18 protein-coding genes are annotated in these 25,959 nt (G+C 57.8%); all 18 read right to left on the reverse strand.

All coding sequences use genetic code 11. From position 1 onward, the window contains the following. Position 1: 1 nt before the first annotated feature. Entirely contained in the window at positions 2–625 is a 624-nt protein-coding gene (gene dmsB / locus HY868_06555; protein MBI5301777.1) for a dimethylsulfoxide reductase subunit B, read from the reverse strand. A gap of 3 nt (positions 626–628) precedes the next feature. Continuing rightward, positions 629–3,217, reverse strand: coding sequence for a molybdopterin-dependent oxidoreductase (locus HY868_06560; protein ID MBI5301778.1), 2,589 nt, complete (start codon positions 3,215–3,217; stop codon positions 629–631). Positions 3,218–3,270: 53 nt separating this feature from the next. Beyond that, a complete protein-coding gene (locus HY868_06565) occupies positions 3,271–4,188 on the reverse strand; it encodes a dimethyl sulfoxide reductase anchor subunit (GenBank protein ID MBI5301779.1) in 918 nt (305 codons plus the stop codon). Position 4,189: 1 nt separating this feature from the next. Next, on the reverse strand, positions 4,190–4,822 hold the full coding sequence (gene dmsB, locus HY868_06570; protein ID MBI5301780.1) for a dimethylsulfoxide reductase subunit B: 633 nt from the start codon (positions 4,820–4,822) through the stop codon (positions 4,190–4,192). Positions 4,823–4,825: 3 nt separating this feature from the next. Beyond that, entirely contained in the window at positions 4,826–7,441 is a 2,616-nt protein-coding gene (locus tag HY868_06575; protein MBI5301781.1) for a molybdopterin-dependent oxidoreductase, read from the reverse strand. Positions 7,442–7,609: 168 nt separating this feature from the next. Continuing rightward, positions 7,610–9,460 (reverse strand): hypothetical protein, encoded by a 1,851-nt coding sequence (locus HY868_06580; protein MBI5301782.1) that lies wholly within the window; start codon positions 9,458–9,460, stop codon positions 7,610–7,612. 9 nt (positions 9,461–9,469) lie between these two features. After that, the gene (locus HY868_06585; GenBank protein MBI5301783.1) at positions 9,470–10,459 is read right to left on the reverse strand and encodes a hypothetical protein; all 990 of its coding nucleotides are present in this window, start codon (positions 10,457–10,459) and stop codon (positions 9,470–9,472) included. A gap of 46 nt (positions 10,460–10,505) precedes the next feature. After that, positions 10,506–11,423 carry a dimethyl sulfoxide reductase anchor subunit gene (locus HY868_06590; GenBank protein MBI5301784.1) on the reverse strand — a complete coding sequence of 306 codons (918 nt, stop codon included), beginning with the start codon at positions 11,421–11,423 and terminating at the stop codon, positions 10,506–10,508. A 2-nt stretch (positions 11,424–11,425) separates the two neighbouring features. Next, positions 11,426–12,049, reverse strand: coding sequence for a dimethylsulfoxide reductase subunit B (dmsB, locus tag HY868_06595; GenBank protein ID MBI5301785.1), 624 nt, complete (start codon positions 12,047–12,049; stop codon positions 11,426–11,428). 3 nt (positions 12,050–12,052) lie between these two features. Beyond that, positions 12,053–14,680: a molybdopterin-dependent oxidoreductase gene (locus HY868_06600; GenBank protein ID MBI5301786.1), complete on the reverse strand. Its 2,628-nt coding sequence runs from the start codon at positions 14,678–14,680 to the stop codon at positions 12,053–12,055. Between the two features lie 137 nt (positions 14,681–14,817). Beyond that, the gene (locus tag HY868_06605; GenBank protein ID MBI5301787.1) at positions 14,818–15,732 is read right to left on the reverse strand and encodes a dimethyl sulfoxide reductase anchor subunit; all 915 of its coding nucleotides are present in this window, start codon (positions 15,730–15,732) and stop codon (positions 14,818–14,820) included. Between the two features lies 1 nt (position 15,733). After that, positions 15,734–16,357 (reverse strand): dimethylsulfoxide reductase subunit B, encoded by a 624-nt coding sequence (dmsB, locus tag HY868_06610; protein MBI5301788.1) that lies wholly within the window; start codon positions 16,355–16,357, stop codon positions 15,734–15,736. A gap of 3 nt (positions 16,358–16,360) precedes the next feature. After that, positions 16,361–18,952, reverse strand: coding sequence for a molybdopterin-dependent oxidoreductase (locus HY868_06615; GenBank protein MBI5301789.1), 2,592 nt, complete (start codon positions 18,950–18,952; stop codon positions 16,361–16,363). A gap of 163 nt (positions 18,953–19,115) precedes the next feature. Then, on the reverse strand, positions 19,116–19,784 hold the full coding sequence (locus HY868_06620; GenBank protein ID MBI5301790.1) for a response regulator transcription factor: 669 nt from the start codon (positions 19,782–19,784) through the stop codon (positions 19,116–19,118). A gap of 42 nt (positions 19,785–19,826) precedes the next feature. Then, positions 19,827–21,749 carry a GAF domain-containing sensor histidine kinase gene (locus HY868_06625; GenBank protein ID MBI5301791.1) on the reverse strand — a complete coding sequence of 641 codons (1,923 nt, stop codon included), beginning with the start codon at positions 21,747–21,749 and terminating at the stop codon, positions 19,827–19,829. Beyond that, a complete protein-coding gene (locus HY868_06630) occupies positions 21,749–22,462 on the reverse strand; it encodes a molecular chaperone TorD family protein (GenBank protein MBI5301792.1) in 714 nt (237 codons plus the stop codon). Before HY868_06630 ends, HY868_06625 begins: the two co-directional genes overlap by 1 nt. Then, positions 22,459–23,079, reverse strand: a complete 621-nt coding sequence (locus tag HY868_06635; GenBank protein MBI5301793.1) for a 4Fe-4S dicluster domain-containing protein — start codon at positions 23,077–23,079, stop codon at positions 22,459–22,461. Before HY868_06635 ends, HY868_06630 begins: the two co-directional genes overlap by 4 nt. Beyond that, complete coding sequence (locus HY868_06640; protein MBI5301794.1) at positions 23,072–25,954, reverse strand: molybdopterin-dependent oxidoreductase; 2,883 nt, start codon at positions 25,952–25,954, stop codon at positions 23,072–23,074. The genes HY868_06635 and HY868_06640 overlap by 8 nt, the downstream gene beginning before the upstream one ends. Positions 25,955–25,959: the final 5 nt, after the last annotated feature.

The raw sequence follows: 25,959 nt of genomic DNA on the forward strand, positions 1-25,959 counted from the left end.
CTTACGCCTCCTCAACCAAATCTATAATTCTTCCCATGCCCTTGCCGCTCGCTTGCGCGTGACGATGCGGCTTGATGACGAGCGCGGGAAAAGTCAGCGTCGCTACCGGTAGCGGTTCGATGGCGTTGACGTTGCCGTGCTTGGCGCGCAATTCCGCGATGTCGCCGAACTCGAGCGCGCGCATTGGGCACGCATCCACGCATGCCGGGTTCTGACCCTGGGCGAGCAGGTCTTCACAGCCGTTGCATTTCGTCATCACGCCCTTGGCTTCATTGAACTGCGGCGCGCCGTACGGACACGCCCACTCGCAATAGCGGCAGCCGACGCATTGATCCGCATTGACGAGGACAAGCCCATCCGCGCGTTTCGCCAACGCACCGGTCGGACACACTTCGGCGCACGACGGTTTTTCGCAGTGATTGCATGCGACCGACACCGAATACACGAACACATTGTTCGGCGTCCACAGTTTGCCGGACGGAACCCAGCTCCCGTTGCCATACTGCCACACGCGCCGGAAATTGACGCCGACCGGTAAATCATTCTTATCTTTGCAAGCGACCTGACATGTTTTGCAACCCATGCACGCGCTCGCATCGAAATAAAATCCAAGTTGCTTTGCCATCTCTTACGCTCCCTTCACCGGGATCCGCTGTGCCCACTTGGAATCCGGCGGCAGTGTCCCATTCCATTTTTCAACTTGAACGATGCACGTGTTGTGACCGCTGTGTCCTTGCCCGGTTGCAAAATCGCCGTTCAAGGTGTTGGTCGCGCCACCGCGATCGATTCCGGTTTCTTCGTCAATGTCGATCCACGCGCCTTCGCCAAGAGTTGTCACGCCGGGCATCATGCGCTCCGTCACATAGACCGGGCGAACGACTGCGCCGTGCCGGCTCGTGATCTTGACGATGTCGCCCTGCTTGATGCCGCGCGCTTGCGCGTCGAGCGGATTCATCATGAACTCTTGCGGGTACGCTTCGCGCAGCCACGGCAAGCTGTCGAAACTCGAATGGCTTCGGCGCATGTAGTGAATCGTGTAAAGCTGCAACGGATATTTCGGATCCTTGACCGTTTCTTCGTACCCTTCGATCGGCGGATCGTATTTCGGCAGCGGGTCTTTTGTGTTGAAACCACAGTCCTTGATCCAGTCCGACACGGCTTTGGAGTAAATCTCCAATTTCCCGCTTTTGGTCGCGACCTTGTTTTTCACTGGGTCTTGGATGTACGCTTCAAATGCAGTGTACCCCAGTTTATCGTCCATCGCGCGTTGAACGCAGTAGACGCCTTTTTCTCGATATTCTTTGATCGTAATGCGACCTTGCTGCGGCTTGCCGGTGACGCCCATCTCTTTGATGTCATCTTCGGTGATCGTCACCAAGTTCTCCATGCCCGAGCCGTCGGGCTTCATCACTTTCGCGCCGGCGAGCTGATTGAAGATGCCTTGCGCCGGCGTAAGCGGATAAACTTTGTCGGCGGCAAGCCCTAGTTTTTTGCCGAGTTCTTGCGCGATCCACATATCGTCTTTCGCTTCATACAGCGGCTGCACGACCTGGTTCGCCCAGATCAACATGTCGCGATTGCCGGATTGGAAACTGCCATAGCGTTCCCAATCGGTCGTCACCGGCAAAACGACATCGGCGTACTTGCAGTGCGACGCGAGGTTGTGTCCATTGGCAAGCACGAATTCAACTTTGCGATGCGCTTTGATGCCCTTGCTTGCGCCGGTGCGCTGATTCAACGCCGAGCCAAAACCGGTCTCGATGATCATTTGGATGTTGATGTCTTTGCGACCCGCCGTGCCCGCCGTGTACTTGCCGTTCAGAATCGCTTCCCACATTTCGCAGTTGTTGATGACGTTGACGCCGCCCTTGTTCGTCGCCCCTTTCACCAACGGATTCGCAACGGCGGGTGCGCCCGCGCTGCCCGCGGTGACCAAAGCCGGACCGGCGTTGCCCGCGCTCGTGTGCATGTTCGGTCCGACGCCGGAGCCGGGAATGCCGATGTTGCCGGTCATCCATGCAACGGTGAGCATCGCATGCGGCAGACATTCGCCGTTGTTGATGCGTGCCGGTGCGCCCGCGGTTTGGATCATCGTGGGCTTGGTCGTCGCGATCTCGGTCGCCAACTGACGAATCTTGTCTGCTGGCACGCCACAAATTTCCGACGCCCATTCCGGCGTTTTGGGTGTGTTGTCGTACGTTCCCAGGACGTAATCCTTGAAATTATTTTTCGGGTCTGCGCTCTCGGGCATGTGCTCGGCGTCGAAACCGACCGTGTACTTATCGAGGAAATTCTGATCGTGCAACTTGTTGACGATCATGTGATGCGCCATGCCGAGCAGCATCGCCGTGTCGGTGCCGGGTCGAATCGGAATCCATTCATCGGCGAGAACGCTCGCAGTGTTGTTGTAGAATGGATCAACGAAAATAAATTTCGCGCCGGCTTTTTTCGCCTGCAAAAAGTGATACGTCGGACTGCCGTTACTGCTCCACGCCGGGTTCGATCCCCACATGACGATCAATTTCGCTTTGCGCAATCTCATGCGGTCGTTGCCGGCATTTGAGCCATTGCCCGCCACGCCGGTGATTTCGTGGTATGCTTCCGCCCACGTGCCCCACGACACGAGTCCCCACCGATCGACATAGCCGCCGGTGAGCGCGAGCGCGCGCGCAATTTCCGCGCCGTGCGCGTTGAAGATCGCTTCGTTGCCGTACTTTTCGCGGATGCGCTTGAGTTCGCTCGCGACGATGTCGAGCGCTTCGTCCCAGGTAATGCGAACCCATTCGTCTTTGCCGCGCAATTCTTTTTTGCCGCCGCCCGGCGCCCAGTTCTTGCGCTTCATCGGGTACTTGAGTCGGTCTGCGCCAAAAACCAATTGGCGTTGCGCGCGACCGCGCGCGCAGGCGCGCTGCTGAATCCAGTCGGTACTGTCGGCGTGCGTGTCGTCGGTTTTGACGCGCGTTACCACGCCATCCACCACCTGGGCTTTGAGCAAGCAACGCCCGCCGCAGTTGTGCCAGCACGACGCGGTGACCCACTTGCTTTCTTTCGGCGCGGCTGCCTCAGGCGCAGCGGCTTCTGCGTTTTGCAAGCCAACATTCAGTCCGTTGCTTGCAAGCGCGGCTGTGCCACCCAGCACCGCACTCCATTTCAAAAAACTGCGACGCGAGATTGGCGTCTCGGTCAATGCCTGAGTGATGACATTTGGTTCACTCATCTGTTTTTCCTCCGTTGAATGTACGGGCGGGGTCATCCCGCCCGTACATTTCATTATTGCAATCCGATTTTCATCGTCGTTGCGTAGAACAAGAATCGCCCAACGATCTCGCCCACGAGCACGAGCGCGAACGCGGCGTAGGCGTCAATCGCCAACATTTTTTCGCGTCCGGCGTTTTGCGCTTCGCGATAAACAAAGATGCCGAGCACGCCTGCACCCAGGAATACGAGCACGAGCCGCAGTGCAAAGAGCACGCCGAATTCGTTCGCGAGAATTTCCGCGCTCGCGCTTGCCTCGCCCGCCGCCATCAGAGCAACCGATAACGGCTGAATCACAAATTGGAAACCCAGGAGTACGATGGATGCAACGGCAATCCAGCGCAACGAATCACGCAAGAGTACGCACTGCTCACTCGCGCACCCAGGATTTTTGCTTTGCACGTACCAATAGTTCGCAACGAACGCCGCGCCCATTGCGAGCACGCCCAACAACAACGTCGTCACGTAAAACGACAACGGTGTGGTCACCAGATTCCACGCGGGACGCGTTGGCATCATGTAGACTTGCGCCATACTGTACACGAGCGCGACGCCGATGACCGCCGCGACCAGCGCGACGACGTTACGCACCGTGAATGTCGCGATCTTTTTCCATTGCATCACCGCAAACACCGCGCCCGCCACCGCGAACAACACGCCGAAGAAAATCTCACGCGAGAGCCACGAGGTTCCCAGGTTCGTCACGGCTTTGTACGCGTTGATCGGATTGCCGAGGTGCAACAACGACGCCGCCATACCGAGCGCGAGCACGGGACCGATCGCGAGGAGCGCGCGGTCGGAAAGTTCATCCGCTTGTTTCTCGCCCGACTTGCGAACGACGAAATAGTGGACGATGCCGAGGACGATGAACGATCCCACGGACATTTGGGCGAGGATCGTGAACGTAATCAATGCCCATTCACGCACATTCATGTTAGACCTCCTGCTCTAGCGTTAGAATTTTGCCGGTACCCTTGCCGCTAAATTCGGTGTGCCGATGTGGCGTGAGAACGATGGCAGGATTCGTCAGATTCGACGGCGGCAACGGTTCGATGGCATTGACCATGCCATACTTGCCGCGCAATGCAGCCAGATCGCCGAACTCGATGGCGCGCATGACGCACGCGTCAACGCACACCGGGTTTTGTCCCTGCGCGAGCAAGTCCTCGCAGAAATTGCATTTGGTCATCACGCCTTTGGCTTCGTCGAACTGGGGTGCGCCGTACGGGCACGCCCATTCGCAATAGCGACAGCCCACGCATTGATCTTGATTGATCACGACGATGCCGTCCGCGCGTTTCGTCATCGCGCCGGTTGGGCACACGTTCACACACGCTGGGTTTTCGCAGTGATTGCACGACATCGAGAACGAGTAGACAAAGATGTTGTTCGGTGTGGCGAGATGTTTGATCGTCGGATGCGGTTGCCACGCGCCGCCGCCGTACTGCACGACGCGTCGCCACAACATTCCAACCGGCAAATCGTTCTTGTCTTTGCAAGCGACCTGACATGCTTTGCAACCGGTGCAAATACTCGAGTTGATATAAAAGCCGAGATGCTTGCCCATGATTTATGCCTCCTTCTTGAAGATGATGCGCTGGGTCCATTTGGCATCGGGAGGCAATGGCTTGTCATACTTTTCAACCTGGACGATGATCGTATTGTACGGTTGAGTGCCTTGCCCGGTCGGATTGTTTCCCATCAGCGTATTCGTGCAACCCGCTTTATCAACGCCAGTTGCTTCGTCAATCTCTGCCCATGCGCCTTCGCCCAGCGTGGTCACGCCAGGCATCATGCGGTCGGTCACAAACACCGGACGAATCACTGTGCCGTGCGGACTCGTCACTTTGACAATGTCGCCGTTCTTGATGCCGCGCTCCGCCGCGTCCAACGTGTTCATCATAAATTCTTGCGGGAACGCTTCGCGCAACCAGCCCACATTATCGAGCGTCGAGTGCGAGCGACGCATGTAATGAATCGTGTACAGTTGCAGTGGATACTTGCCCTTGACCTGGTTCTTCCAATCGGAGAACGTCGCTTCAACGCCTTCGACCGGTGGATTGTACTTGGGCGTCGCCGGCAGTTTGTTCCAACCGTACGAACCAATGACGTTCGATAGCGCTTGACAGTGAATTTCGAGTTTGCCGCTCGCCGTCTTGAGCGGACTCTTTTCAGGATCTTTGCGGAACGCGGCTTTGGCGATGAAACCGAACTTGTCGCCGGGCGCGCGCGCAACCTGGTAGATGCCCTTGTCTTTATATTCCTTGAGCGAGATGCGACCAGTTTGTGTCTTGCCGGTCACACCCCATTCCGCGAGGTCGGCTTCGGTGATCGTGACGAGCGGTTCGTACCCCGACGCGTCCGCTTTGATGACGGATGAGCCGGCGACGGCGTTGAACACTTGTTGCTTCGCCGAAAGCGGATAGAGTTTCTGCGCGTCCAGTCCCAATCGTTTGGCGAGTTCGCTTTCGATCCACCCATCGTCTTTGGCTTCGTACATCGGCTCAACGACTTTGCTGTAGTAAATCAGCATTTCTTGATTGCCGGTCAGCAAGCCGCCTTCGCGTTCCCAGAGTGTTGTCACGGGCAGCACCACGTCCGAGTAGCGCGCGTTCGTCGTGAGAAAACTCGATGACGAAACGACGAACTCGACTTTGCGATGCGCTTCGATGCCGCGCTTGAGGAACGGAGTTTGATTCAACGCCGCGCCGTTGCCGAGATGCGAAATCATTTTGATATCGCAGTCCAGTTTGCCGCGCACGGTCGCCGTGTACTTGCCATTCACGATTGCGTCCCACACTTCATCCCAAACAAATCCATACCAATCGGTCTTGGCAGGGTCGGGACCTGGAAAGGTGGGTTGATTGAAAAGTGGATTCGGCGTGGCGGGAACACCGGCGCTGCCGCCGCGTACGAGCGCGGGACCGCCGAAACTGCAACGATTGTGCCGGCTGTCGCCGACCATCGCGCCGGGCAAGCCGACATTGCCAGTCATCCAGCCCACCGTCAAAAAGATTTGCGCGAATTGTTCGCCCAGGTACGTGCGCGCCGCCGCGCAGGAACTCAGGAACGTCATCGGCTTGATCGTCGCGATTTCTTGCGCGAACGCGCGGATCAATTTTGGATCCGTGCCGCAAATTTGCGACGCCCATTCGGGAGTCTTGGGTGTGCCGTCGTACGTGCCAAGCACATAATCCTTGAAACTTTCTTTCGGGTCAGCGCCCTTGGGCATGTGGTCCGCATCGAACCCAACGGTGTACTTGTCCAAGAACGTTTGGTCCTGGAGATTGTTCGTGATCATGTGGTACGCCATGCCGAGAAGCAACGCGCCATCGGTCGAGGGTCGCACCGGAATCCACTCGTCGCCCAACATCATCGCCGAGTCGTTATAGTACGGATCAACAAAAATAAAGCGCGCGCCGGCTTTTTTCGCTTGGAGATAATTGTAGGTTGGATTACCGGCGCTACTCCAAATCGGATTCGCGCCCCACAACACGATCAATTTCGAATTGCGATAGTCGAGCCGATCATTGTTGCTGTCCGCCGTGCCGCCGGTGCCGCCCTGCATTTTCATGTTCGGCTGGGGCCATGCGCCGTCCGAGGTTGTACCCCAGATCGTCATGTTGCCGCCGTACGCGGAAAGAAACGCCATGTTGTTTTTCGAGAGAATCGCCTTGTTGCCGTAGGTTTCTTTGACGCGTTTGATCTCGCCGGCAACAATGTCGAGCGCTTCGTCCCAGGAAATGCGAACCCATTCGTCTTTGCCGCGCAATTCTTTTTTGCCGCCGCCCGGCGCCCAGTTCTTGCGCTTCATCGGATATTTCAACCGATCCGCGCCAAAAATTTGCATGCGCTGCGCGCGACCGCGCACGCAGCCGCGTTGTTGCGGAAAGTCCGGGCTATCGGGGTGCAGGTCGTCGGTCTTGACACGCGTGACCACGCCATCCACCACGTTCGCGCGAATCAAACAACGACCGCCGCAGTTATGCCAGCACGCGGCGGTGACCCATTTACTTTCTTTCGGCGCTGTCTCAGGCGCGGCAGAAACCGCTTCTTGCAATCCGATGTTCAATCCGCCGCTAGCCAGCGCCGCGGTGCCGCCCAATGCCGCGCTCCATTTCAAGAATGTGCGCCGGGTCAGCAACGTGTCTTGCAACACTTGAGTGATCAAATTTTTTTCACTCATCCGATTTTCCTCCCTGTTGTTTCAATCGCAACAAAAACCCTGTCACGGCGCGAGACGCGCCGTTGACAGGGTTATGATCTTCATCAATCATCTCTTCATCCTGAAACCGACACGTTCAGGATACGGCAAAGTCAGTTTGAGCGCATCTCTCTTTGGAGTAATTTGGCATCACCCGGTTGGGTGATTTTGGCGGTTTGCGCGCGACCACATCGCCCAAATCAAGAGCGGCGCGCCTAGAATTGCCAGAGTGATGAATCCGTACGTCGTGAACGTGACGAGTTGCGCCACACTGATGCCGAACAGCACTACCCCGTCGCGCACTTGGGTGCTGAGAGTTGGCTCGGTCACAAATTCGGAAGGATCGCTGAACGTTCCGGTAAGTGCGCGGATAGCGAGGGGCTCGATCGCAACTGCACGCAGATTTTCAAAATGCGAATCAATCACCAGCATGTGCCCGGCATTCACGGTTGTTTGGCGCGATGAATCGAGCGCCACGTTCGCGTTGCCTTCCATCACGTACAACCACGCGCGCTCGGCTTGTCGTTCGATGGCAACGCGCGCATTCTCGAACGTGATGGTCGCGCCAGCGGTTTCGATGGAAAACGCGCCGGTGCCCTTGCCCCACATCCAACCGTGCGTCAAAACCAGATGACCGCCGACCGATTCGGTGAGTGTTTCCGGTGGCAACATCGTCAAGCCGTTGCCCCACGCGATTTGGCGCAATTCGTTACGCGGCGCAAGCGTGATGGACACTGCCGCATCATTTTTGATCGCGATGCTCTGGCTCCAAAATCCCGGCGCAATCACGCGCAGCGTTTGCGCGTTTGCCGGAACATCGTACAACACAAACTCGCCGGTCGCAGGATTGGTTCGCGTGCCGCCGGATGCTCCATCTAACGCGACCCAGCCGAACGGTACTGGCTCGCCGTTGCTAGCGCGAATCGTTCCGTGCACCACGCGCGGCGAGGCAACATTCGCAGTTAACGCGACCGTGGCTTGCGCCGATGACGCGATGGATAAATCAATCTGGGACGCATTGGCTTGGAGCGAGCGCGGCGCGAGTTCGGCCGGGTCGAGCGCGACGAGATAGCGCGCAACCGGCAATTCGGAAAATGCAAATGCACCCTCGCGCGCTTGCGCGACAAAACTCGCGCCGGTTTGCCCGTCAATCGCGCGAACCGTCAATACCGAATCTCCGACGCCGCGAATCGTTCCGGTGATTTGACCGCGCCGCGCGCGCACCGGCAAGGTCAACATTTCGCCGAACGCTTGTCCGGGTTTCAAAGTCGTTTGTTTCGATTCGACGCTTTCGTACAATACGCCATTGACCACGACCGGCGGTACGGTAAAAATGTAACGCGTCGAAGATTGCGCGAGCGCTTCAACTTGGACGCGCGCGTGACCAGTCGTATCGGTCGTTGCCGTACTCGTTCGGGCGCGCCACAGGTACATTCGCGCGGAACCCAGGACTGGGATATTCGGAATCGTCTGCTCAGGATGATCCGCGTCGACGACCTTGACTGGAATGATCGCGCTGCCCGAATGATCCACGATGATGGTCCGCTCGGCGACGGCTTGGTTGCCCGCGGGGTCGGTCGCGGTGACGCGCACAAGCACTTTGCCGCGCGGCAAGGCAATCGGCGACGTGAAATGACACTCGATGCATCCAGTGTGCGGATCAGGAAAATCAGCGCCAGCCGGATTCGCGGTCACAGAGAAAGAGAAGGAGCCATCGGGGTTCGCGCGCGATTTAAGATTCGCGGTCAGTTCCGTTCCGCGCAACAAATCCAATTGGAGTTTGATCAGACTAGGTTCGGGATTGCTCGTGACGATCCAACCGTTGATGTAAATGCTGTACAAAAACGCACTGGGCGAAACGTAAACTGTTTCGCCCTGAGCAGGAGTCGCGATCACAACCGCGAGACGGCTAGATTGCGCGTGGGCTGATCGAGTCCCCAAAAAGAAAAGCGCGGCGACCAGCGCCATTCGCAGAATCCAAAAATTTTTCGAAGAGAGCATCCGGTCAACCTAACGCTTCGGCGTCGGTGTTGGATTCGGGTCTGGGTTGCGTGGAAAGTTGGTGCACCAAAAGAGCGACGCGCCTTCTGCGTGGCACACATCGCATCCAATTTGCGATGCGACGACCGTTCTCAATGTACCTTGGGGATGATGACAGCGTTCGCAATCTACTTCCAATTGCAAATTGTGCGAGGGCCACGAAGTTAACGTGTGCGCAAAGCGGAGTGTGATGTACGTGTTCAAGTGACGCGCGGCAATCCGTGAGGGCGCCTCGGTTTCAAATCCGACACTCAACCCGCCCGCGTCGTGACACGCCGTACAATTCACCTGCGGATGCTTGGCGTGTTCCGCCGCGCCGCGCCCTTTGGTCGGGTCGTGGCAATCCGCGCACTTGACCGGCGCGTTGTGCGCGCCGTGACATTGCGTACACGCCCAACCCTTGTGCGCCGGAGAAATTTTTTGTTCGGTCATTACTTCAAAGCCGTGGCGACCTTCGTGACAGTGCGCGCACAATTCATTCGCATCGTGAACGGCTTGGTACTGTTTCGTCTCATTGTTCCAAAACGACAGCGCGGTCGAATACGAATTGCCCACCGGTTGATGGCACACGTCGCAACCGATATTCTGCCATGCGCTCGTCGCCACCGGCACACCACCTTCGAGGTCAGGTCGCGGCGCGCCGGGCACGCGCTTGCACGCGCCGCAATCCAACGCCGATTGCGCCGCGGGCGCTTTGGCATCCCAGTTGAACGGCGACTTGCACCGCGCACACGTGGTGTTCGCGCCCGCGCCGTTATCGAACGTACTCGCATGCCCAGATTGCGTCCAGTCCAGTTTCGCCTTGGCAACTTGAGCGGCGGTCGCCACGCGCCCGCTTGCTCGCGTTGGCGTTGGCGTCGTCCCAGATTGGCGTGGCGGCGCGGCGGAGACCTGGCTTGTGAGCGAGAACAAACCCAGGAGAAAGATTAAACCTAAAGCAAATGCAATTTTATTCGTCATAGATTTTAGACATGTAGGGGCGTTCAACTGAACGCCCCTACAAGTTTTACTGCAAACCGAAATGCGTCGCCGTGGCGTAGAACAGGAATCGCCCGACGATTTCGCCAACCAGCACAAACGCAAACGCGCTGTACGCGAGAATGCTCAACATCCGTTCGTGTCCCGCGTTTTGCGCTTCGCGATAAGCAAAGATGCCGAGCACGCCTGCGCCCAGAAACACGAGCACGAGACGCAACGCGAACAGCACACCGTACTCTCCTACGAACATCGCCGCGCTTGCCGCTGCGCCACTTGCCGCCATCAATGCGATAGACAAGGGCAAGACGACGAACTGAAAACCCAGCAAGACGATGGACGAAATCGCAATCCAGCGGAGCGCATCGCGCAAGAGTACGCACTGCTCACTCGCGCACCCAGGATTTTTTCTCTGCACGTACCAGTAATTCGCGACGAATGCCGCGCCCATCGCCAGCACGCCGAGCAACAACGTCGTCGCATAAAACGATACCGGCGTCGTCACTAGATTCCATGCGGGGCGCGTTGGCATCATGTAGACTTGCGACATACTGTACACGAGCGCGACGCCGATGACCGCCGCGATCATCGCGACGACGTTACGCACCGTGAACGTCGCAATCTTTTTCCACTGCATCACCGCAAACACCGCGCCCGCCACTGCGAACAACACGCCGAAGAAAATCTCGCGCGAGAGCCACGAGGTTCCCAGGTTCGTCACGGCTTTGTACGCGTTGACCGGATTGCCGAGGTGCAGGAGCGACGCCGCCATACCGAGCGCGAGCACGGGACCGATCGCGAGGAGCGCGCGGTCGGACAACTCATCCGCTTGTTTCTCGCCCGACTTGCGGACGACGAAATAGTGGACGATGCCGAGGACGATGAACGATCCTACGGACATTTGGGCGAGGATCGTGAACGTAATCAATGCCCATTCACGCACGTTCATGGTTACAACTCCTCCGGCAGATTCATGATCTTGCCTGTGCCTTTGCCGCTCGCTTGCGCGTTGCGATGGGGGGTAACGACCGCGTGCGGTTGAGTGATCTTTGCCGAGGGCAGGGGTTCGATTTCCGCGAGCGTTCCGTATTTCGCGCGCAGTTCGGCGATGTCGCCAAACTCGATCGCGCGCATCGGGCACGCATCCACGCACGCCGGGTTTTGTCCCTGCGCGAGCAGGTCTTCGCAGAAATTACATTTGGTCATCACGCCTTTAGCTTCGTTGAAATGCGGCGCGCCGTACGGACACGCCCATTCGCAGTAACGACAACCGACGCATTGATCTTGATTTACCAGGACGACGCCATCCGCGCGCTTGACCATCGCGCCGGTCGGACATGCTTCGACGCACAGTGGTTTTTCGCAGTGCATGCACGCGAAGGACACACTGTAACTGAAAACGCCATTCGGCATCCAGCGTCCATCTTTCTCGACCCAGTTGCCGCCGCCGTACAGAACGACGCGACGCCAACGAATTGCCGTCGGCAGATTGTTCTTGTCCTGGCACGCGATTTGACATGCTTTGCAATTCGCGCAGACACTCGAGTTGATATGAAAGCCAAGTTGCTTTGCCATCGCTTATGCCTCCTTGACCGGGATTCGCGGCGACCATTGATAGTCGGGTTTGAGTTCGATGGACCCCGTGTACTTTTCGACCTGAACGTTACACGTGTTCCAACCAGAGACACCTTGACCGGTCGGAACCGATCCGTTGATGATGTTATCCGCACCGGCTTTATCCACGCCGCTTGCTTCATCCATTTCGACCCACGCGCCGTGCGGCAACGTGACGACGCCGGGCAAAATGCGTTCGCTCAAACTGACGGGGCGAATCGCTTTGCCATGGCGACTCTTGATCAACACGATATCGCCGTGTTTGATGCCGCGCGCTTCCGCATCAATCGGGTTCATAAAGAACTCGTGCGGGAAGGCGCGCCGCAATTGCTGAATGTTGTCAAAGACCGAGTGCGAGCGGCGATAATAGTGAATCGTGTAGAGTTGCAGTGGGAACTCGCCCTTGACCTTGGCTTTGAAATCTTTGAAGGTCGCTTCGTACCCTTCCTGCGCCGGATTGTAGGTCGGGATCGGTTTGATCGTTGACCAGCCGCGCGACTCGATAATGTCCGCGAGCGTCTTGCTGTGGATTTCGAGTTTGCCGGATTTGGTCGGCAAGCGATTCTTTTCCGGATCGTCGCGGAATGCCTTGAGCGCGACGTACTCGAAATTGTCGCCTGGCTTGCGCGGCACTTGATAGAATCCCAGTTCTTGGAATTTTTGGAGCGACACGCGCCCGGCTTGCGGCTTGACGATAATCCCCACCTCTGCGAGCGACTTGACATCGCTTTCCGTGATCGTCACTAGCGGCTCGGTCGTCTTGCCGTCTTCCTTGAGAACCTTGGAACCGACGATTTGATTGTAAACTTGTTGCGCGTTCGAAAGCGGCGCAATCTTGGTCGCATCGAGACCCAGGCGTTTGCCAAGTTCCGCCGCGATCCACATGTCGTCGCGCGCTTCAAACAACGGCTTGGTCACTTGCTGACCCCAGATCAGACCAAACTCGCGATTGCCGGTAATAATCATCCCACCATCGCGTTCCCACGCCGTTGTCACCGGCAAAACCACATCGGAGTACCGCGCATTTGTCGTGAGGATTTGCGCGTTGCTGACGACGAACTCGACCTTGCGATGCGCTTCGATGCCATCGTTCATGCCGTCCGCGGTTTGGAGTTTGGCGCCGCCGCCGTGATAGATCATTTGAACGTTCAGGTCGCGCCACTGCCCCTTGACGGCTTGATACTTGCCCTTGGCAATCGCGTTCCACATCCACGATTCGCACAAGCGCGTGCCGGGAACTTGGGGTAATGCTGTCCACGGATCCGCCGCTTTTTCTTCGACGGGATTCGCGCCGACGCTTGGCAACCCACTACTGCCGGGCTGGACGATATCCACCATGCAACGCAGTCCGCTGAAACCTTGGTGATAGTAACCGTCCGCCGTAAAACTGCCGGGCTTGCCAATGTGCCCGCTCATCGCGCCGAACGTGTAGAACATTTGGGGCCACGAATCCGCGTTCTGCTGACGGCAGGTCGCGCTCGACATACCCAAGCCAACGTTTTTCGTCTTGGCGATTTCGAGCGCAAGCGAACGAATGCGGCTCGCATCCACACCACAGATCGCCGCTGCCCATTCCGGCGTTTTAGGCACCCCGTCGTACGTGCCGAGCACATAGTCTTTGAAATTTTCTTTGGGATCCGCGCCGGCGGGCATGTGGTCTTTGTCGAACCCGACCGTGCAACGATTCAAGAAATCCCAGTCAATCAATGGATTCGTTTTGGCATCGTCTTCGGCGAGCAACGCGTGCGCCATGCCCAACACCATCGCGTGATCGGTGTTCGGGCGAATTGGAATCCACTCATCCGCGAGAACCTGGGCGGCATCCGTGTAGTACGGATCAATCGCAATGATCTTGGCGCCGTTCTTGCGATCTTGCAGATGGTTGAAGGTGGGATTGCCGCCGCTACTCGAAATCGAGTTGAGTCCCCAGTGCACGAACAAGGTCGTCTTGCGATGATCCATGCGATCATTCATCATCACGTTCGTGTACGCGGTGTAACCCAGCACCGTCGTCTTGGTCGAGTGGAGGGTGCCACCCGAGGTCGTGCCATAACTGGGAACGTATCCGCCGAACAGTGTCAGCGTGCGACCGATCTCGGAACCACCTGGAACAAAGATGGACGTGTTGCCGTACTTGGCTTGAATGCGAATAATTTCATTCGCGACGATAGTCAGTGCCTCGTCCCAGGAAATCCGCACCCATTCGTCCTTGCCGCGCAATTCTTTCTTGCCGCCGCCGGGCGCCCAGTTCTTGCGCTTCATCGGGTACTTGATGCGATCCGCGCCAAAGACCTGGTGCCGTTGCGAGCGACCGCGCGCACAACCACGTTGTTGTGGAAAGTTCGGGCTGTCTTCGTGCGTGTCATCCGTTTTTTGGCGCGTCACCACGCCGTCTTGGACGAGCGCGTAATTGACACACCGACCACCGCAGTTGTGCCAGCACGCGACCGAAACCCACTTGGCTTCCTTCGCGGCGGCGGGCGCTGCCGCGACTGTTTCAGTGAATTTCAAACCCAGGTCTAACCCGCTACTTGCCAATGCGGCAGTTCCGCCGAGCGCCGCGCTCCATTTCAAGAAACTGCGCCGCGTCATTGGCGTCGCGGTCAATGGTCGAGTGAAATTGTCTTGATCACTCATTTGCGTCTCCTTCAATCGTTTGAATCATCCGATTTCTGTTTTCGGTTGGGCAGAGCGATTGACCCTGCCCAACCGATTTCAACGGTCACGAACTACTGCAATCCGAAATGCGTTGCAGTCGCGTAGAACAAAAAGCGTCCCAATACTTCGCCGACCAACACGAACGCAAACGCGACGTAGGCGACCGTGCCCATCACCTTCTCTTGCCCAGGACTCGACGCCGCGCGATACAAGAAAATGCCGAGCACGCCCGCACCCAGGAACACCAACACCAAGCGTAGTCCGAACATGATGCCGAATTCGCCCACGAGCATCGCGGCGCTCACCGCATCGGTTCCCGCCATCTGCGCGATCCACAGCGGCAACAGCACGAACTGGAAACCCAGGAGTACGATGGATGCCGTTGCAAACCAGCGTAGCGTGTCGCGCAACAGTACGCATTGATCGCTCGCGCACCCAGGGTTCTTGCTCTGCACGTACCAATAGTTCGCGACAAACGCCGCGCCCATCGCGAACACACCGAGCAACAAGGTTGTCGCAAAGAACGAAAGCGGCGTCGTCACCAGATTCCAACTCGGGCGCGTCGGCATCATGTAGACCATGGACATGCTGAACACCAACGCCACGCCAATCGCTGCCGCGACCCACGCGACGATATTGCGAATCTGAAACGTCGCGATCTTTTTCCATTGCATCACGGCGAACACCGCGCCCGCGACCGCGAACAACACACCGAAGAAAATCTCGCGCGAGAGCCACGAGGTCGCCAGATTCGTGACCGCTTTGTACGCGTTGATCGGATTGCCGAGGTGCAGCAGCGATGCCGCCATGCCGAGCGCGAGCACAGGACCGATCGCGAGGAGCGCGCGGTCGGAGAGTTCGTCCGCTTGCTTCTCGCCGGATTTTTTCGCGGTGAAGTAGTGGACGATACCCAGCACGATGAACGAGCCAACCGACATCTGTGCCAGGATCGTAAACGTAATCAATGCCCATTCGCGAACGTTCATGTTACAACTCCTCCGGCAGATTGAGAATTGTGCCTGTGCCTTTGCCAACTGGTTGCGCCTGGCGATTTGGCGTAATCACCAAATGCGGTTGCGTGATCGTCGCGACCGGCAACGGCTCGACCGCGCTGACGTTGCCGTGCTTGGCGCGCAGTTCGGCAATGTCGCCAAAATCGAGCGCGCGCAACGGACACGCGTCCACGCACGCGGGGTTCTGACCCTGGGCGAGCAAGTCCTCACAGAAATTGCATTTGGTCATCACGCCTTTGGCTTCGTCGAATTGCGGCGCGCCGTACGGACATGCCCATTCGCAATACCGGCAACCCACGCACTGATCTTGATTGATCAGGATCACGCCGTCGGCGCGTTTGACCAGCGCGGTCGTTGGGCACGCGTTCACGCACAGGGGATTCTCGCAGTGATTACAACTCAGCGAAAGGTTGTAACCAAACACATTGTTCGGGATCCATTGATCGCCTTGCGGAACCCAACTGCCGCCCGCGTACTCGAACACGCGACGCCAGCAGACGCCCAGCGGCAAATTGTTTTTATCCTTGCACGCGATTTGGCAGGTTTTGCAACCGACGCACGCGCTCGAATCGAAATAGAATCCAAGTTGCTTTGCCATCGCTTATGCCTCCTTGATTGGAACGCGCGGCGACCATTTGTAATCTGGTTCGAGCGGCTTGCCGTTCCATTTTTCGACTTGCACGACACACGCTTGCCACGATTCGATGTCCGGTCCCGACGCGTAATCGCCCGAGAGGGTATTCGTCGCGCCGGCAATGTCGTTGCCGTTCTCGTCGAATTCGGGCCACGCGCCTTCGCCGAGGAACACGACGCCGGGTCGCGCGCGCGGGGTGACGCTCACGCGGCGCAGGACGGCGCCGCTCTTGTTAAAGATGCGCACCGTATCGCCGTGTTTGATTCCGCGCGCGTCGGCGTCCAGCGTGTTGATCATCAATTCTTGGGGCCATGCTTCGCGCAACCAGGTCACGTTGTCGAGCACCGAGTGCGAGCGGCGCGGATAGTGAATGTTGCACAGTTGGAGTGGGAATTGACCTTTAACCTGCTTTTCCCAATCCGCAAACGTCGCTTCGTACCCTTCGGTCGGCGGATCGTACACCGCGATGGGATAGCCCTGATTCCATCCGGCATTCGTCACCAAATCCGCTAATTCTTTCGAGTGCAACTGTAGTTTGCCGGATTTGGTTTGAAGCGGGTTCGCTTTCGGATCTTTGCGGAATTTTTCAAGGTGAACGTAACCGAGTTTGTCGCCCATCTTGCGCGGCACCGCGTAAAATCCTTGCTCGCGAAATTCTTTGAGCGTGATGCGACCTTGTTGTGGTTTGCCGGTCACACCCATCGTCTTGATGTCCTCGTCCGTGATCGTGACGAGCGGTTCCATACCGGAACCATCAGTCTTCATCACTTTAGCGCCAACCACGATATTGAACGTGCTCTGCGCCTCGGTGAGCGGATTGACTTTGGAGACATCCAAACCCAGGCGTTTGGCGATTTCGACCGCGATCCACATATCGTCTTTCGCTTCGAACATTGGTTGCACAACCTGGCTCGCCCAGACGACGAGTTCGCGATTGCCGGCTTGGAAATTCGAGTAGCGTTCCCAGGGTGTCGTCACCGGGAGCACCAGGTCGGAGTACTTGGCATTGCTGTTCAACCCGTACTGCTGAGTAACGACGAACTCGACTTTGCGATGCGCGGCGATGCCTTTGTTGATGTTGTTCGTTTGATTCAGGCGCGAGCCGCCGCCGTGATAGATCATTTGAATGTTGATGTCTTTTTTCGCGCCTTTGCCGGCGGTGTACTTGCCGGTCATGATCGCGTCCCAGTGTTCGTTACTGCACAGACGAATCTTGGTCAGCGGATTCGCGACCGCCGGCGTGCCGGCAGAACCCAGGGTCACGAGCGAGGGACCGCCGTTCGACGCGGAGTTGTGGCAACTGATTCCGCACGAGCCGCCGGAAATGCCCATATTGCCGGTCATCGCGCCCAGACTGATCACCGCGAAACAAACGTGTTGCGATTTTTCGACGCGCGCCGAGTTCCAACCAAAGAGGAGCGCAGTCGGTTTGGTGCGCGCAACTTCGAGCGCGAACGAACGAATTTTTTCGGCGGGCACACCGCAGATGCGCGCCGCCCATTGCGGCGTCTTGGGCGTGTTGTCGTACGTGCCGAGCACGTAATCCTTGAAACTTTCTTTCGGGTCCGCGCCCTCGGGCATGTGGTCTTTGTCGAACCCGACGGTACACCGAGTGAGGAAATCCCAGTCAATCAATGGGTTCGCTTTCGGATCGTCTTCGGTGAGCATCACGTACGCCATCGCCAACAGCATCGGCGTGTCGGTGGTCGGGCGAATGGGAATCCATTCGTCCGCAAGAATACTGGCGGTTGGATTGAAGAACGGATCAACGAAAATGAATTTCGTGCCCGCGCGTTTGGCTTGCAAAAAATTGTAGGACGCCAATCCCATGCTACTCCACGCGGGATTGTTCCCCCACATCACGATCAATTTTGAATTGACCAAATCGAAGCGGTCGTTCATTTCGCTTTGCGCGGTCGTGCCCGTGATGGGTTGTTGTCCCAATCGCCACGCGCCGCGTGAAGTGCTGCCGTAATTTTCGACGTACCCGCCGGCAAGCGCGAGCGTGCGTTGAATTTCACTGCCGCCGGTGCAGTAGATAGATTCGTTGCCGTACTTTTCCTTGATGCGTTTGGTTTCGCTCGTAACGATGTCGAGCGCTTCATCCCAGGTAATGCGTACCCATTCGTCTTTGCCGCGCAATTCTTTTTTGCCGCCGCCCGGCGCCCAGTTCTTGCGCTTCATCGGGTACTTCAAGCGGTCGCTGGAAAACGCTTGCATCCGTTGCGAACGACCGCGCAAACATCCGCGTTGCTGCGGAAAATCCGGCGTGTCGGGGTGCGTGTCGTCGGTCTTGACGCGCGTGACGACGCCATCGGTCACGTACGCGCGAATCGGACAACGTCCGCCGCAATTGTGCCAGCACGCCGCGGCAACCCACTTGCCTTCTTTCGCCGGGGCAACCGTCGCCGGCGCGGCATGGGTTGGTTTCAAACCAACATCCACCCCACTACTTGCCAACACGGCAGTGCCACCCAACGCCGCGCTCCATTTCAAGAACGTGCGCCGGGAAAGCAAGGTGTCGGTTAAGGCGCGAGTGACCACATCTTTTTCACTCATTGGCTTTTCCTCCCAATTGATTCAAAACAAAAATCCCTGCCCTTGCGCGGAACGCGCAGAAGGCAGGGAAAAATGACACTGACTCCTGAAAACGGTACGTTCAACTGTTTTCAGAATACGCTAAAATGATGGCGGGCGCATCTCTCTTTGGAGTAATCCGGCATCACCCGGTTGGGTGATTTTGCGGCGTCGGCGAAAATGCCAAGCCCGATTGGACGGCGTATGTGGCGACTTGGGTCCGATTTTCGAGACGCAACTTGGCGAGGATGTTACGCAAATGCACCTTGACGGTGTTGACGGTGATGCACAAGTTTTCGGCGATTTGCGGATTGCTCTCGCCTTGCGCGACGAGGCGGAGGACTTGAATTTCGCGCTCGGTTAACGCTTGCTCGCCGGTGTTTGCATCGGCATTGTGATGTGCGATGCCTTTGAGCAAACGCGCCGCCATCGCGCGCGTCATCGCGACTTCGCCTTGCGCCACCCCGCCGAGCAAATCGAACAACTCGGCGGCGTCGAGACTCTTGAGTAAATACCCGGCGACGCCTTGCCGCACCGCGCGATAGAGTTGCTCGTCGGATTCGGACGCGGTCAAGATGACGACGCGCACATCACTCCAGCGTTGTTGAATTTGCGCGGCGGCGTGCAATCCATCGCCGTCCGGCATTTGCAAATCCATTAACACGACATCAGGGTGATGACGCTCGACGAATAGAATGGCTTCGCGCCCGGTCCCGGCTTCACCGACCACATGGACGAGATCGGGTCGCGTGTTCATCAGCCCGATCAAGCCCTGGCGAAACAGACGGTGATCGTCTGCGATCAAAACGTTCAACGGACAACTTGCATTCATACGCTCCTCTTACTGGGTCAAAGTTCAACTTTCCAAAACGGGCAAAACCAGATTCACGCGTGTGCCGATACCGATTTCAGAATTGATCGTCAACACGCCGTGGATACTTTCCGCGCGCTCGCGCATCGTCTGCAAACCAAAATGATCCTTGACGGTGGTCGCCTGAAAGCCAACCCCGTTATCGGTGATACCGATTTGAATCGCGTGATGGCGTTTGGATAAACGAACTTGAACGTGACTGGCTTGCGCGTGCTTGCGGACATTCGCCAACGCTTCTTGCACGATCCGCACCAACTGCGCTTCTGCCAACGGCGACAAGCGCGGCGGCTCTTGAATTTGATCAACGAATTGAACCTGGATGCTGGTCTGCACGCCAAATTCTTCGATGTAATCGCGGAGCGCGACGATCAAACCGGTGTCGCCCGCAAGCGTCGTGCGCAGACTCAATACATTTTCGCGCACATCGGCTTGCGCCGCATTGATGGACGCGCGCGTCTTGGTCAATTCGGCGCGAATCGAATCGAGATCGCCTTGCCGCGTGAACGCTTCGATGGTCTGCATTTCCAAGTTGAGATAACCCAGGATTTGCAGTAGCCCATCGTGCATCTCGCGCGCGATGCGCGACCGTTCCTCGGTCACCGCGAGCGATTGCAGTCGCGCCGTCATCGCCGCGTGTTCGAGCGCGATCACCGCTTGATCCGCCAATCGTTCCAGTCCAATGAGATCCGTCGGCGTAAATGACGCGGGCGACACGCGTCCGATCCACAGTCCACCCAGCACTTGGTTCTCTAACTGGAGCGGTACGCACGCGACCGCGTGGATTTTCTGCCCCAGCATCGCGCACGACCATGGTTCTTGCGCCGTCGGCGCATCTTCAGGAAAACGCATCGCTTGATGCGCGCGCAAGGCTTCGATAATCAGCGGATGAGTCTGGGTCGGCAGATTTTCGTGGCGCGCCCCTTGCGCGGTCGCCAGGCATTTTAGTTCGAGCCGCGATTGGTCTTCGTTCCACAAACCGAGCGCCGCCAGATCGGACGACAACAATTTACGCGCCAGACTCACGGTCGCGCCAAGCACATCCTCCACGTTTTCCAAATCGGCAACGCGACGACTGATGCTGACCAAACCTTCCGTCCAGTTCTCGGCGATTTCACGTTCCGCGCGTTGCGCGGACAGAGCCGTCGTTTGATCGCGTTCGTGTTCGAGTTGCAGCGCGTGTAACTGCTGTTCCCGTTCGACCTCGAACACATCGAGCGCGCGCACGACGAAAAACGCGACAGCAATCGCCGATAGCGCGCGCCACATTTGAACGGGCAACCCCGTCAATTGCCGGACACTTTCATAATTGACCCAGGGGGCGAGTCCGTACGGCGCCGTCGGCACGACCAAGCCGGCGGCGATGCCGTTGAACAGAAACGCGACTGCCGCGCCAAACATCAAACGCCGCGCTTGGACAATTCCGCCGCGCGACAATCCGCGCCATTGGCGGACGAATCCAAACACCGCCAAGAGACAGCCGGGAAAATAAAGCAAGTACCGCGACCAGACATCCGTCGCGATTTTGAGCATGCCGCCGCTCGCCGCCACCGTCAACGCGTACGCGACCAAAAACGCGAGCGGCACCAGAAGCGCCACCGGCACAAACGCGAGCCATTCCGGCAATGGACCGGCTTCGCTTACCAGTCCAACTCCAAACCGGATCAAGCAGAGCGCCGAAAGGGGCAACAAGATCATTCGCGCGCCAGTTAAGAATCCATGCGGCGCACCGTCAAGATAGACCATCATGAACATGTCGCACCACTCGACCGCGCTGTGGACTAGCCCAAACGCTGCGAGCCAGGGCAAATGACGACTGAGCACGAGTTCGCTACTGCGCCGCGCTTCGAGTGCGACGGCGAGACCCATCGCAAAAAATGCCGCACCGTAAAAGAAATAAACCGCGAGCATTACAACGACCTCGCCGGCAAATAACCCGGTCCATACTCCAAATCCAACCAGGTATCGCTGAGATGAATCAATGCGTCGAAAAACGGACTGGGCGCGCGATCCGACACGCGCCGACAAAATTCCGGAAACCAGCGTCCCAGGTGATCGTCGAGAAAGGTGCGTTCCTGCAATCGCAATTGCCGCGCCGATTCCGACGCGTTGACTTGCCACACGTCGGATTCGCGCGCGCACAAAAACGCCATGAATTCCAGTTCGACGGGGAGCAGGTCTTCTTGATTTTCACGCGGCGCTACGCCAAATTGTCCATAGTGTTGGCGAAGCGAACTCGCAAGTTCGTTCGCCGTTTCCAGGAGCGCCGATGCTTCGCGCCACCGGTACGCCGATTCCCGCATGGGGACGCGATCAATGCTTTTGCCAAACAACCGTTGATAATCGTTCTCCAGATCGGTCAAGGTGAGCGTGGTGCATTCGCGCAACTTGGTCAAACTCGCCAGAAATTTTTTGCGATCCTCACCGAACCAGACGGTCGCGAGCAAAATTTCTTCGACCAACCGACCGGAATTCACCGCCGACACGAGTTCAGGATCGGGCGCATAGAAACTCAGGGCGAGCCAGCGATAGACCTGACTGCGTCCGCGCGCAACCTGATGCAGAATCGCACAGGCGCGCAATGTTGGATCGGTTTCGATGGTGTTCGCGGTTGGAGTAATCATGTCAAGTAATAGACCGATGGTTCGGTTCCTTTTTCGACGAGTAACTGAAAGTGCAAACGCGCGGCAAGCAATTGCGCGACCTCGCTTGTCGGATCGTTGAGATCGCCAAACTTGCGCGCTTGTACCGGGCACACATCCACGCACGCCGGATTTTCGCTGCGCGCAAGCCGATGCGCGCAGAACGTACATTTTTCGACAGTGTGCGCGCGATGCACGAGCGGATTGTCGCCGGTCGGAAACGGCAGGGCGTAACGCGGTTGTTCATCGGCGAACACGCGCACGCTCGTGAACGGACACACCATCATGCACGAGCGACAGCCGATGCACAGCCCAGGGTCTTGCACGACCACGCCATCTTGCTCACGACGACTCGTCGCCGTGGAAGGACACACGTCCACGCACGGACCTTGCGCGCAATGTTGGCACGCGAGCGGCAGATATTCGAGACGCAAATCCGGATAATTGCCGGCGGGCAGATCGTCGCCGTTCCCGCCAATGGTGACGACGCGCGTCCACCACACACCTTCGGGCAAATTATTTTCCTGCTTGCACGCGACCGAACACGTGTTACAACCCGTGCACAGTCGAAGGTCAATCAGCATCACGTATCTAATCATTCGCGTTCACCTCTGCGCGCACGACCTCGACCAATACATCGGACAACGACGTGCTCACCCCGAACGCGTTCGTCGCATTGCCGCCGCTGTACGTCAGCGATTGCGGGTGTCCCGCCTTGAAATCCTTGGACTGCCAACCCTGGGTCAGATAGACCGTGCCCGGCGGAACAGTTTGATTGAGCCGCGCGCGCAGAACGACGAACCCGCGTTCGTTGAACAAGCGCACCCAATCACCATCCTGGATTTGCCGCGCGGCGGCGACCGAGGGATGCATCGCCGCGCGGGGTTCGCGATCGAGTTCGCGCAACCACGGCGCGTCGCTAAAGGTCGAGTGAACGCGATAGCGGCTGTGTTCGGTGATGCAAACCAACGGATAGCGGAGAATTTGTTCGCCTTCGGGATCAGCTTCGCCGGGCGGCTCGTAATTCGGCAACGCCGTGTTGAATGGCAACAAGCGTTCGACGTAGAACTCGACGCGCCCGGTCGGCGTGTTGAATTTCCAGTCGCGATGCGCGACCTGGGGTTCCGCCGGCACATTCCGACGCAATACGCCGCGCGCACACAACTCATCGAACGAAAGTGTGTTCGTCGTTTCATCGGACGCGGCGAGAATTTCTGCGAGGTATTCACGCGGCGCGCGCGTAAAATAATCGCCGCAACCCAGTTTTTGCGCGACCAGCGCGGCGATGTCAAAATCGGAACGACACTCGCCGGGCGGCGGCACAATGGCGGGTTGATATTGAATGTACGGCGTCGGTCCCTTGACCATATCCTCGCGTTCGAAAAACATCGCCGCCGGTAACACATAGTCCGACCAACGCGCGGTCTCGGTCATAAAATGATCGGCGGTCACGATCAAATCCAAGCGCGGCAAAACTTCATTGAGCAAGTGCGCGTGATTGGGCCATTGATTGAGCCAGTTGCCGAACGCAACCCAGACCGCTTTGATCGGATAGGGTCGCCCGCTTATGATTTGTTCGGAGAGCATCACTGGATTGATCGGATGATGTGTTTTGCCGTCGGGAGAGTTGAAATTGTGATTGAACATCACGCCGTCCGTAAATCCATCCACGCCCGCACCGCCGCCGGGAATTCCCAGGTTGCCGGTCAACGCGGCGAGCGTCGCCATCAAGCGACCGAACGTCGCGCCGTGATGCCAGCGGTCAATCCCGTACAGCGTAAAAATGCGCGCCGGTCGCGTCGTCGCAAAATCGCGCGCAAGTGCGAAAATGTGATCGGGCGCGATGCCGGTTTTCTCGGCGACAAATGCCGGCGTGTACGGCTGGAGCATTTCGCGTAATCGGTCGAACGCTGTGCGGCACGCGATGCCGGCGATGTCGTACCGACCAGCCAGCGCGGGCGCGCTGGCTTGGTGAGGCGCAACGACGCGACCTTGTTGCGCATCCCACACGAGATAGGATTCGTCGTCGGATTGCAAATCGGACGCGCGCAGAAAACGCCCATTGTCCTCGCGCACAAGCAGAGGCGCGACGGTGTGTCGCAAAACAAAATCTTGGTTCATCCAATTTTGTTCGATGATGAGTCGCGCCAATGCGAGCGCGAGATACAAATCAGTGCCCGGTCTGATCGGTAGCCACGCGTCCGATTTGCTCGCGGTGATACTGAAGCGGGGATCAATCGTCACAAGACGCGCGCCCGCGCGTTTGGCATCGAGGAAAGAATTCCACCAGTTCATCCGGCTCTGGGCTGGGTCGCCGCCCCAAATCAAAATCAATTTCGAATTCGGGAGGTCGGTGAAATCATTCGCCGTGTAACCCGCGCCGCTACCCAGCGCGTCTTCGATGCCGCTGGGCACCGCGCTATCCACGCCGTACATCGCCGGACTGACCGCTGACGCGCCGAGCGCGCTCGCCAAGCGTGAGTAAACACCGTTCATGCTGTTCAGTGTGCCTAGTTGACCGGAGTATGGAAAGAACATCAAACTCGAATCGCCGTACTGGGTTGCAATCGTGCGCATCTGCGTGGTAATTTCATCTATCGCTTGATCCCAGGAGAGGCGTTGCCATTTGCCGCTGCCGCGCGCGCCGGCGCGTTTAAGCGGATGCAACAAGCGCTGCGGATGCGCGAGCATTTGCGTGTAACTGATGCCCTTGAGACAAATACGGCGATAGCGTTCGTCCGGAAAATCGGCGGGTTCGATTTTGACCACGTGGTTATCGCGCACGGTCACGTTCAATCCGCAAAAATGCGAGCCGCAGTTGAGATTGCACGCGGTTCGCGTCGTGCGCGTCGGCGCGATGGTAGACACGGTTTTCGATGTGAGGGTTAGCCCGCGCAAAAATGTTTGCTTTTCAGCCGCGTCCGGTTGATCGGCAGAATCCTGGGACGCCATCGTTGGAATCGTCGGCGCGAGTTGTTCGACGATTTGATCGCTGAGTTGCGCGAGACTGAGTTCCGCGCCATCGCGCGTGTACGCCGATTCGCCCAGCGGCGCGCCGTCCTGCGCGATCTGCGCGATCTTGTTCGCGATGCCGTTCGCCAACAGGGCGCGTTTGAGCACCTCCGCCACGGCGGGCGCTAGCTCCGTGGTCAAATCTTCAATGTTCACCACGCCGTTCGCGCCGGTGCGAATGGCGGCATCGCGATAATCGCGCGTGTCAAAAGGTAACAAGACAATCAACGGCACGGATGGCGCGCTCGATTTCAATTGTCGGAGCAAATCCAACCCAGGTTCGCCAAACGCGAACGGTTCCGCCACCACCACATCGGGTTTCATCTGCGCCTGCAGCATGAGGTCTTGGCGATTTTGGGCGACCAGGATTTCGGCATTCGCGGCAAGCGTTTGCGAAATGGTTTCGCGCAACCAAACGTGGGGAACGCCGAGCAAAATTCGAATAGGTGTTTTTGAATTCATGATGA

Source organism: Chloroflexota bacterium, assembly GCA_016219275.1.
GTDB lineage: Bacteria > Chloroflexota > Anaerolineae > UBA4142 > UBA4142 > JACRBM01.

Coding starts and splice junctions, on each gene's coding strand:
- dmsB (MBI5301777.1), bottom strand. CDS start 625: ATGGCAAAGCAACTTGGATTTTATTTCGATGCGAGCGCGTGCATGGGT.
- HY868_06560 (MBI5301778.1), bottom strand. CDS start 3,217: ATGAGTGAACCAAATGTCATCACTCAGGCATTGACCGAGACGCCAATC.
- HY868_06565 (MBI5301779.1), bottom strand. CDS start 4,188: ATGAATGTGCGTGAATGGGCATTGATTACGTTCACGATCCTCGCCCAA.
- dmsB (MBI5301780.1), bottom strand. CDS start 4,822: ATGGGCAAGCATCTCGGCTTTTATATCAACTCGAGTATTTGCACCGGT.
- HY868_06575 (MBI5301781.1), bottom strand. CDS start 7,441: ATGAGTGAAAAAAATTTGATCACTCAAGTGTTGCAAGACACGTTGCTG.
- HY868_06580 (MBI5301782.1), bottom strand. CDS start 9,460: ATGCTCTCTTCGAAAAATTTTTGGATTCTGCGAATGGCGCTGGTCGCC.
- HY868_06585 (MBI5301783.1), bottom strand. CDS start 10,459: ATGACGAATAAAATTGCATTTGCTTTAGGTTTAATCTTTCTCCTGGGT.
- HY868_06590 (MBI5301784.1), bottom strand. CDS start 11,423: ATGAACGTGCGTGAATGGGCATTGATTACGTTCACGATCCTCGCCCAA.
- dmsB (MBI5301785.1), bottom strand. CDS start 12,049: ATGGCAAAGCAACTTGGCTTTCATATCAACTCGAGTGTCTGCGCGAAT.
- HY868_06600 (MBI5301786.1), bottom strand. CDS start 14,680: ATGACGCGGCGCAGTTTCTTGAAATGGAGCGCGGCGCTCGGCGGAACT.
- HY868_06605 (MBI5301787.1), bottom strand. CDS start 15,732: ATGAACGTTCGCGAATGGGCATTGATTACGTTTACGATCCTGGCACAG.
- dmsB (MBI5301788.1), bottom strand. CDS start 16,357: ATGGCAAAGCAACTTGGATTCTATTTCGATTCGAGCGCGTGCGTCGGT.
- HY868_06615 (MBI5301789.1), bottom strand. CDS start 18,952: ATGAGTGAAAAAGATGTGGTCACTCGCGCCTTAACCGACACCTTGCTT.
- HY868_06625 (MBI5301791.1), bottom strand. CDS start 21,749: ATGCTCGCGGTTTATTTCTTTTACGGTGCGGCATTTTTTGCGATGGGT.
- HY868_06630 (MBI5301792.1), bottom strand. CDS start 22,462: ATGATTACTCCAACCGCGAACACCATCGAAACCGATCCAACATTGCGC.
- HY868_06635 (MBI5301793.1), bottom strand. CDS start 23,079: ATGATTAGATACGTGATGCTGATTGACCTTCGACTGTGCACGGGTTGT.
- HY868_06640 (MBI5301794.1), bottom strand. CDS start 25,954: ATGAATTCAAAAACACCTATTCGAATTTTGCTCGGCGTTCCCCACGTT.